Source organism: Brevundimonas sp., assembly GCF_030656255.1.
Lineage (GTDB): Bacteria > Pseudomonadota > Alphaproteobacteria > Caulobacterales > Caulobacteraceae > Brevundimonas.
Genome location: NZ_JAUSOE010000117.1, coordinates 18,691 through 27,753 on the forward strand (window position 1 = coordinate 18,691; position 9,063 = coordinate 27,753).

Annotated in this window: 7 protein-coding genes and 1 riboswitch; of the genes, 3 read left to right on the plus strand and 4 right to left on the minus strand. The window is 68.9% G+C overall.

Annotation, left to right across the window (positions count from 1 at the left end):
- Positions 1-136 precede the first annotated feature (136 nt).
- On the plus strand, positions 137-1,177 hold the full coding sequence (locus Q7J26_RS12210; RefSeq protein ID WP_304936684.1) for a cupin domain-containing protein: 1,041 nt from the start codon (positions 137-139) through the stop codon (positions 1,175-1,177).
- Positions 1,174-1,836, plus strand: coding sequence for a YoaK family protein (locus Q7J26_RS12215; RefSeq protein WP_304936685.1), 663 nt, complete (start codon positions 1,174-1,176; stop codon positions 1,834-1,836). Before Q7J26_RS12210 ends, Q7J26_RS12215 begins: the two co-directional genes overlap by 4 nt.
- A 52-nt stretch (positions 1,837-1,888) precedes the next feature.
- Here the strand turns inward: Q7J26_RS12215 and Q7J26_RS12220 are convergent, their stop codons facing one another.
- From Q7J26_RS12220 to Q7J26_RS12235, 4 genes are all read right to left on the minus strand, one after another.
- Positions 1,889-5,245, minus strand: a complete 3,357-nt coding sequence (locus Q7J26_RS12220; protein ID WP_304936686.1) for an autotransporter domain-containing protein — start codon at positions 5,243-5,245, stop codon at positions 1,889-1,891.
- Positions 5,246-5,451: 206 nt separating this feature from the next.
- Positions 5,452-6,687 (minus strand): hypothetical protein, encoded by a 1,236-nt coding sequence (locus Q7J26_RS12225; protein WP_304936687.1) that lies wholly within the window; start codon positions 6,685-6,687, stop codon positions 5,452-5,454.
- A gap of 52 nt (positions 6,688-6,739) precedes the next feature.
- Positions 6,740-7,588, minus strand: coding sequence for a ribokinase (locus Q7J26_RS12230; RefSeq protein WP_304936688.1), 849 nt, complete (start codon positions 7,586-7,588; stop codon positions 6,740-6,742).
- Complete coding sequence (locus tag Q7J26_RS12235) at positions 7,585-8,520, minus strand: nucleoside hydrolase (protein ID WP_304936689.1); 936 nt, start codon at positions 8,518-8,520, stop codon at positions 7,585-7,587. Before Q7J26_RS12235 ends, Q7J26_RS12230 begins: the two co-directional genes overlap by 4 nt.
- A 128-nt stretch (positions 8,521-8,648) precedes the next feature.
- Positions 8,649-8,757, plus strand: a riboswitch (TPP riboswitch).
- Between the two features lie 137 nt (positions 8,758-8,894).
- Here Q7J26_RS12235 and Q7J26_RS12240 point away from each other — a divergent pair.
- The coding region (locus tag Q7J26_RS12240; protein ID WP_370651940.1) for a hypothetical protein at positions 8,895-9,063 on the plus strand (169 nt) is incomplete at its 3' end.

The following is a 9,063-nucleotide window of genomic DNA, read 5'->3' on the forward strand; positions in this document are numbered from 1 at the left end:
GCTCTAGGCCAGCGCCGATACCGCAAGCAGAACCGACCAAATTTCCACGGTCCGTTGGTACAGGATCGCCGGCTCGCCCCGCCCTAGCCTCGCATCCGTCGCCGCAACCCGGGCGCAGATCGTCGAGACCCCCGCCATGTCCCCCGTTCACACCTCCCGCCACGTCCGCTCCCTGCTGACCGCCCCCGTCGTTCATGACAGCGACCTGGGTCAGATCCGCCGCCTGAACGGCGAGGACTTCCCCCTGCTGAAGGGGCTGTCGATCAAGCGGCTGCAGCTCGCGCCGGGCGCCATTCGAGAGCCCCACTGGCACGTCAACGCCAATGAACTGGGCTATTGTCTCGCCGGCGAACTGCTGCTGACCGTGGTCGACAACGGCCATGTGGTGTCGCGCTTCACCGTCACGCCGGGCCAGATGTTCTTCGTCGACAACGGCTCGCTGCACGCCATCGAGAACGTCGGCGAGGTCGAGGCCGAACTGATCGTCGCCTTCAGCCACGAAAAGCCCGAGGACTTCTCGCTGCACGCCTCCATGGGGGCCATGACCGATGCGGTTATGGGCAATACCTACGACCGCCCCGCCGCCGCCTTCGCCCAGCGTGACCGCGACCTGGGCTCGCCCTATCTGATCCGCCGCCCCGGCCCCGCCTATGTGCCGCGCGACGCCGCCTTCGCCGATCCCCACCGGTTCGACATCGAGGCCGAAAGCCCGCCGATCAACTTCCCCTATGGTCAGGCCCGCGTGTCCCGCACCCAGTTCTGGCCGACGCTGAAGAACATCTCGATGTATTCGATCAAGGTGCCCGACGACGGCATGCGCGAGCCCCACTGGCACCCCACCACCGCCGAAATGGGCTATGTGGCCGAGGGTCGCGCCCGCATGTCCATTCTCGATCCCGACGGGTCGCTGGACACCTATCTGCTCCAGGCCGGCGACGTCTATTTCATCCCCCGCGCCTATCCGCACCAGATCGAGGTGCTGAGCGACAAAATCCACTTCCTGATCTTCTTCGACCAGCCGACGCCCGGCGACATCGGCTATCGTCTGGCCGCCTCCGCCCTTCTGCCCGACACCCTGGCCGCCACCCTGGGACGGGCCGAAGCGCCGGACATTCCCCTGACCACGGTCGATCCGCTGATCGTGCGCCGGATCAATCCGCTGGACCCCGTCGTTTGAGCCGGACCGGCCATCCCCTGCCCGGCCTCCTGGTCGCCCTGTCCTTCGCGGCCGGGGCGACCGACGCCTTCGCCTTCCTGGCCCTGAACGGCGTCTTCACGGCCAATATGACCGGCAATCTGATCCTGGTCGGCCTGTTCCAGCGCCCCCATTTCGCCGCCACCCTGATCGGCGCCGGCGGGGCTGTTCTGGTCTTCGCCCTGGCCCTCTATGTCGGATTTCGTCTGACCCGCGTGCCATCGGGCGCCCGCCCCGGCTTCGGACCTCTGATCGGCGCGGCGGGGTTTCAGGCCCTGACCGCCGCCCTGTGGCTGGCGTCGCGCCAGAGCCCGGCCCTGCCGATCATCCTGGTTCTGATCGCCCTGTCCTGCATCGCCATGGCGCTCCAGACCGTCGCCGCCAAACGCATGGGCGCCGACCGCAGCGTCTCCACCACCTTCGCCACCGGCACGATGACCGGCCTGATGCAGGACCTCGCCGACGGCGTCCCCGGCGAGCGCGGGCTCCGCCTCCTCATCGTCCTCGCCCTCCCCGCCGGCGCCCTGCTCGGCGCCGCCCTGATGCACGCCGCCCCCGCCCTGGCCCCCGTCGCCCCGACCCTGATTATGGCCGGCTGCGTCCTGGGGGCGTGGCGTCAGACGTGGGCCGGCCCAGCATGAAAAACGGCGGCCCCATGCGGAGCCGCCGTTCCCCGTTTTCAACCCTTCCGGATCAGAACTTCATCGTCACCGTGGCGCTATAGGTCTGGTAGTCCAGATCCTCGCGATCAACCATGGAGGCGGCTTTCAGCGTCACGCCGAATCGGTCGCCTTCAATGGCCACCGAACCGCCGATCTCGGCCCATTCGCTGTCGTTGCTGGCGCCGGCGAAGACCCCGCCGAAGGCGTCGGCCGCGACGAAGGCGGCCTCGACATTGCGGTCGTCGCCCGCCAGCTCATGCACCCAGCGCACGTCCAGCGCCGGCTTGATGCTCCAGCGGCCGCTGCGGGTCTCGCCGCCGACCCGCAGCCCGATGTGGTGCTGCAGCGAATCGAACGACTGGTCGGCGACGCTCAGGGCCGCGACCCCGCCCGTCTCCTGATAGGCGTCCAGATCGACCGAATAGGCGTTCAGCCCGATGTTCGGCTGCAGCTTCAGCCCGCCGCGCGTCAGGTTGAAGCCCAGTTCGGCCCCGCCGCTGACCACCTTGCCGTCCGTCTCCCCGTCGGCGCGGAAGCTGGCGCCGCCGATGGCGAAGGCCCGTTCGGTGTCCAGATCCGCCGCGCCATAGCCGACCTTGGCCCCCAGATAGGCGCCGTACGCCAGATCCACCGCCCCATACAGGGTCGCCTGAACCTGACGGCTGTCGGCCGTGCTGATCCCCTCGGCGAAGTCGGACTCGCCTTCGGCATAGGCCAGGCTGGCGCCCAGAGTCAGGGCGTCGATGGTCCGCTCAAGCCCGCCGACGACATACCAGGCGCTCTGATCGTCGCTGCGGCTGTCCGCCAGGGTTCCGCGCAGTTGCGCCGCCTCGCCCTCGATGGCGCCGGCGCCGAAGTAGGCCGAGACGCCCTGTTTCCATCCGCCCCAGCGCGCCCGTTCCTGGGCCTCCGCCTGGGCCTGGCGGGCCGCCATTCCGGCCGCTGCTGCGGTCGCCGCCGGGTTCAGCGAGGCCACCTCCACGCCCGATCCGATCAGGGTCAGGCCTTCGGTCGCGCCAGCCGAACGATCCCGCGCGATCCGCCCGTCCACCACCCCGCGCAGAGCCTCGGTCTGGGCCGAGAGCATCGTCACGCCCGAATGGGCGGCGAAGGGCGAGAGGCTTTCCAGCCCGACCTCCAGGGCCTCGCCTTCCAGCAGGTCGGTCTGGGCGTAGATGTCGCCCAAGGCCTCATAGTCGGTGGCCCGCGCCGCATCCAGAATGCCGCCGAGAGTGCGTTGGGCGCGCGAATTCGGATTGATGAAGTCCAGATAGGACGCGGCCTCGATCTCCACCTCCACGCTGGTCGTGGTGTAATCCAGCACCGGGTACAGCACGCCCGAGATGTCGGTGACGGCGTCGAATTCGCCGTCCAGCCCGCCCTGGGCCGTTAGCACCGTGTAGGTCTGGCCGAACTTCGGCGCGCTGACGAAGCTGAGCCCCAATAGCCCGCCCAGCGAGGCCACGCCGGCCGTACCCTCGAAACTGTCGGCCAGCACGGTCAGACGGTCGGATTGATCACCGCCGATGTCGATGAACAGGCGCGAGCCCGACGCCAGCACCAGGTCGCTCAGCAGAGTCAGTTCGCCGATCTCGCCCTGCCCGCCCGGCGCGATGGCCCCCATGACCGAGGTCAGGACCGTGGAGTCGATCACGCCCGAACCGCTCAGCACCCCGCCGGCCAGCAGCATTTCGTAGGTCAGCAGTGCGCCGTCCACGTTCAACTGTCCGGCCCAGACGCTGACGTCGTTTTCGGCGAACAACAGGCCGTCCGCGCCGATGTCCAGCACCGCCCCGCTGGTCCCGATCGTCAGCCGATCGATGATCGCCACGTCGTTCAGCGTGGTCGTGCCTGCCGACATCAGATTGACGTCGTAGAACAGCGGGTTCTCGCCGGCCAGCACATCGCCCTGGACGTTGTACGGCACGAAATTGGTGGACCCCGGCCCGCCCGGCACGATCTCGAACGGCAGGCTGGCGCCCGGCGCCGTGCCGACGGCCGCCGCCTCGTGACGCACAGCCAGGCCGGACGCCGTCTCGCCGCGCGAACCGCCCGCCGCGCCGCCGGCGACGATCCCGTCGATGGCCACCTGGGTGCGTCCGCCCGTCACCTCGGCGTTGACGACCGTGGCCCCGCTGCTCAAGCCGTCCTCGCGGTCATGGTTGTAGTCGGCCAGTTCCCCGGCGTCGACGCAGTCGCCGAAGAAGCAGATGCCGCCCCATTCCCCGCCGCGCGAGTCCACGCCCTCGGCCGGCGTGTCGGGCAGGCCGGTGACCAGATTGCCGTTGGCGTCGATGATCTTGTAGTTGGGATCCATCATCTGGATCCAATGGGTCGGATCGAACCAGTCGCCGTTTCCGCCGGTCGTGGTGACATATTTGTAGGGGTTGTTGGCGACGATCCAGTCCGTGAACAGATAAAGGGGCTGATAGCCCGCCGTCGTGCCGTAGCTGGCAGATCCCTGGCCATTGAAATAGCGCGATCCCAGCGACAGCACCCCGACGATCACCGGCGTGTCGAAGGCGCGGTCCAGGATCAACGGACCGCCGGAATCGCCGCCCGCCGTCATCCCCTCGTTCTCCAGCGCCACATCGTCGCCGAAGATGTTGAAGTCGAAGGTCGCCGTGCCCGCCGGGTCGTCGAAATCGACCATGTACAGGTTCTGGCTCAGCCCGCCCTGACTGCCGTCCCCGAACAGGAACAGGTCGATGTCGTCCAGCGAGGTCAGGGCGCCGATCATGTTCTCGGCGGCGCGACGACGGAAATCGATGCCCTGGACTGCGCCCAGAGACCCGGTCCCGCTGGCGCCATAGCCGCCGGTGATCACATGCCGGTCTTCGTCGCCGGTCAGCGGCGAGAACAGCATGGCCCAGGTCGGCACGCCCTTGGCCGGCGAATCCAGCACGCCGATGGCCACGTCCGCCTCGAAGAAGCCGCCGCCCTGGGCGTCCTCCAGCGAGCGCGGATCATAGAAGACCCGGCTCATATTGTAGTGCTGGTCGATATAGCTGGTGGCGTAGTCGCCGCTGGTGATCCAGTTCAGGATGCCGTCAAAGGCGTCGCCCTTGAACCCGACGCTGATCGGCACGCCGAGTCCCAGGGATCCATAGGCGAAATCGGGGATGTCGTTGACGCAGTGGGCGGCGAACAGCACCGTGCGGGGATTGATCAGGCTGCCGGTGCAGACGCCCACCGAGCCGCCGCCGGTGTCGACGATGATATTGCCGATGCCGTTGATCGCATCAGGGTCCGCCAGAACCGGCGGTGCATTGGGGCTGAAGTTGTCATTCGGCACCTCCGCCGCCGCCGTCCCCGCCGCCGCGATCAGCCCGATCACCGACGCCGTGGCCAACCAGCGCCGCCGCCCCATCCCGTTGCGTTCAATCATGCCGTGCACTCCCCTCAAAAACCTGGGAGCCACCGTGCCGTATTATTTCCCAACTGCAATAGGCCAAGGCCCGACTTGGACCGATTTGTGTCAATAACGCTACACCCGTACAGCACAGCTTGGACGCGACTGCACGGTGTGTTTCAATGGGTCCTTGCGCCCCGTGCTGTCGCACTCAGGCTTCGGCGCGCCTCGGCGTGTTCATTTCAGACCGTCACCATCCCGAACGCCGGCTCGATCCCGTCCGTGGTCTCCAGGCGCAGGAAATAGCGGCCCGGCCGAAGCAGCAGCGTCGCCCGGGTCTGTGCCGGCTCCAGCAGCAGATGATCGGCCGGAATGCCGAGGCCTTCGTCGAGGTGCAAGGCCTGCAACAGGGCCGGTCCCTCGAACGGCGGAACCGGCACCTCGACGGGCTTGCGCACGGGATCGGCCGCTAGCCAACCCGGCCGTCCGGCGACCTTGGGCAGACGCGGATGGAAGACGCTCAGATCGACCTTGCCGTCGAAGAACCGGCTGGCGAAGGCCCGCCCGTCTCGCGACACCGTGACCGGTCGCGTCGGAGCGTACCGCTTCAACACGGCCGCGACTTCGACCGTATCCGCTTCGGGACGGGTCGCCGGCCAATTGTTCGACTGTTCGATGGTCAGGGGGTCAATCCCCGTCGCCGCCTTCAGTTGGCCGGCGAACCACAGTCCGCCCACCCCCTCGACCTCCGTGGCGTGGCTGTAGCCGCACAGGACGAAGATCCGCGCGTCGGGGCGCGGCTTCAGCACATTTTCGATCAGATTCCGGGCCTGAGCGATCTCGCGCGCGGTCGTCCGCGCATCCATGTCGGCCTCGGCGGGCGCCCTCTGATCCGGCCGCTGCTCATAGTCGGCGAACACATAGCCCAGGCCCGCCGCCTCCCGCACCGTTTCGGCATAGACGGGGTCCGCAATATAATAGCCCAGCCCCTGATGAAACGGCGCGCCGGTCCGATAGGCGTCAATCTTGCCGAACGTCTCAGCCGCGAAAGTGTCGAAGCCCAGCGGGCGCAAGGCGCGCATCACCCGCGCCGCGAAGCCGCGATGGCCCGAGACATTGTGCGCCTCATTCAGGATGACGATCTGCTTGTCCGCCGCCGCCCGAACGATAGCTTCTAGGGCGTCCTCGGCCTCGGCGTCCGCCAGATCGGGTATCGGCCGGTCGGCGGATCGCGTGCGCTCGTCAAACCCGACGGCGGTCGCCTCGTCCCCGACGAAGGCGGCGAACCAGGGCAGATGGAAGCGCGCGTTCTCATCGCCGGCTTCGACCTGGGCCTTCAGTTCCAGATAGAGCGGCAGATAGCGCCCCTCGGCCCGATACTGATCGCCCGCCGTCAGAGCCTCCTGCGCCTCAGCGCGCCGGCCCGCCATGGTCGCCGTCGCCATCAGCGCCAGACCCAGAAATCGCCGCGTCAGCATACGCGCCCCCTACAACCCGAGAGCGAGAACCGACGACGTTCATACGCCCCTGTCAACCCGCCATCAGCGCCTCGACCTCGTCCCGCTCGGGCGCCGACGGCTGAGCCCCCGGCCGGGTCGCCGCGACCGCCCCGGCCGCACAGGCGAAGCGCAGGGCCTGCGCCGGGTCCATCCCCTCCAGCAGCGCGACGACGATCGCCGCGACGAAGGCGTCGCCGGCGCCGGTCGCATCGACCGCCTCGACCACAGGCGGGGTCGCCCAGGCCATTTCGACGCCGCGCTGGTACATGGCGGCGCCCTTCGCGCCCTTGGTCACCACCACGCGGCCGCCGCCCCGGTGCAGGGTGTCGCCGTAGAAGGCGGCCTCGGTCTCGTTGACGACGATCAGGTCGGCGCGGCGCAGCAGGGCCTCCGACACCGGGGCGGCGGGCGCCAGGTTGGCGCAGACGAAGCCGGTCGACCGGCCGACCGCCGCCTCGACCGTCGCGATCGGCAGCTCCAGCTGAACGATCAGCGCGCCTTCGATCCGCTGCGGCAGATGTTCGGGCGTCACGAAATGATTGGCGCCGGCCGCGACCACGATCTGGTTCTCGCCGGTCGGATCGACGGCGATCAGGGCCACGCCGGTCGGCGCGGCCAGGTCCGTCTCCACGCCCGACAGATCAACGCCCAGGTCGGCCATCAGGGCCAAGGCCTCGCCCGACATGGCGTCGTCGCCGACCCGCCCGATCAGACAGACCTCGGCCCCCAGCTTCTCGGCGGCGTAGGCCTGGTTGGCGCCCTTGCCGCCCGGATAGCGGGCCAGGCTGGCCCCCGTCACCGTCTCGCCCGGCGCCGGCAGCCGGGGCGCCGTCGCGACCAGGTCCAGGTTGATCGAACCGACGACGGTGATCCGCATCATTTCGCCTTCAGCGTCTCGGTCAGCAGGTCGAACACCCCTTGCCCGTCGGCGCCGACGGCCCAGTGGTGGCGGGCGGCGGCGGGATCGACGCGGAAGTCCACGGCCGTATGGCCGCGCGTCAGCTCCGAGCCCGTCTCGACCTCGATCCGGCAGGGTTTCAGGGTGAACAGGTCCGGCTTCATCAGCCAGGCGATGGGACAGGGGTCGTGCAGGGGCGGGGCGTCTGCTCCGGTCGCCTGACGTTCGACCCGCTGCGAGAAGCGCAGCAGGGCGGCGACGGTGCGCGCCGGGTCGGTGCGGATCGTCTCGATGGCGCGGATCCGCGCCTCGGTGGCCCGCACCTGATGGGTGGCGTCCAGGCCGAAGGCGATCACTTCGCAGCCCGAACCGAACACCACCGCCGCCGCATCCGGGTCGGCCCAGATGTTGAACTCGGCCGAAGGGGTGATATTGCCGCCCTCCGACCGCGCCCCGCCCATGACCACGACCGGCCCCAGATGGTCGGCCAGCCGCCGTTCGCGCTTCATCGCCAGGGCCAGATTGGTCATCGGCCCCAGGACGGCGACGGCGACCGATCCGGCCGGGCGTTTCATCACCAGGTCGACGATGGCGTTGGCCGCCGGGCCGTCGCCGATGATGCCGGTCGGCGCGAACACCGCCAGGTCGCCCAGACCCTCGGCCCCGTGGAAGTCGCCGGCCCCGGCGGGCGGGCGTTTCAGCGGGCGTTCGGCGCCGCCGTACACCGGGACGTCCTCGCGGCCGGCGATCTGGCGCACGATCCGCGCATTGCGCTGGGTCAGGGCGCCGGGGACGTTGCCGCCCACGGTGGTGACGGCCAGCAGGGCCGGCTCGGCCGCTGCAAAAGCCAGGAACAGCGCCACGGCGTCATCCACGCCGGGGTCGCAATCGATGATCAGGGACTGAATAGACACGCCCCTCGTTTGACGCTCCCGACGCCGGCGGGCAAGTCCGTTTCACCGCTTATCCCACGCAAATCCGACGCCTTTTCCAGCCACGCTTGCGCCCGCTTGACGTCCGCCTCCCCCGGCGTCACCCTGAGCCTCGTTCTCCGGGGGGTCGCAATCGAGCGGCTGAGATTGGCGTAGCCGCCTGACCCGTCGAACCTGATCCGGGTCATGCCGGCGAAGGGATGGGAAACGCTTTTGGTCCTCAAGACAGGACCGTCTCGCCCAACGTCGGCGGACCTCAACCGTTTGAGGCCGCCATGAACATCCAAGTCACGCCCCCCGCCCTGCCCGAAGAGCCCAATGTCGAACTGGCTCTGAAAGACGCGCGCGACGCGGTCATGCGCGAAACCGGAACCATCCCGACCGGCGAACGCGCCGGGTCGCGCAAGGTCTATGTCGCCGGCGAGCTCTACCCCGACATCCGCGTCCCCTTCCGCGAGGTCGCCGTCCACCCGTCGGCCAACGAGCCGCCGGTGACCATCTATGACTCCTCCGGCCCCTACACCG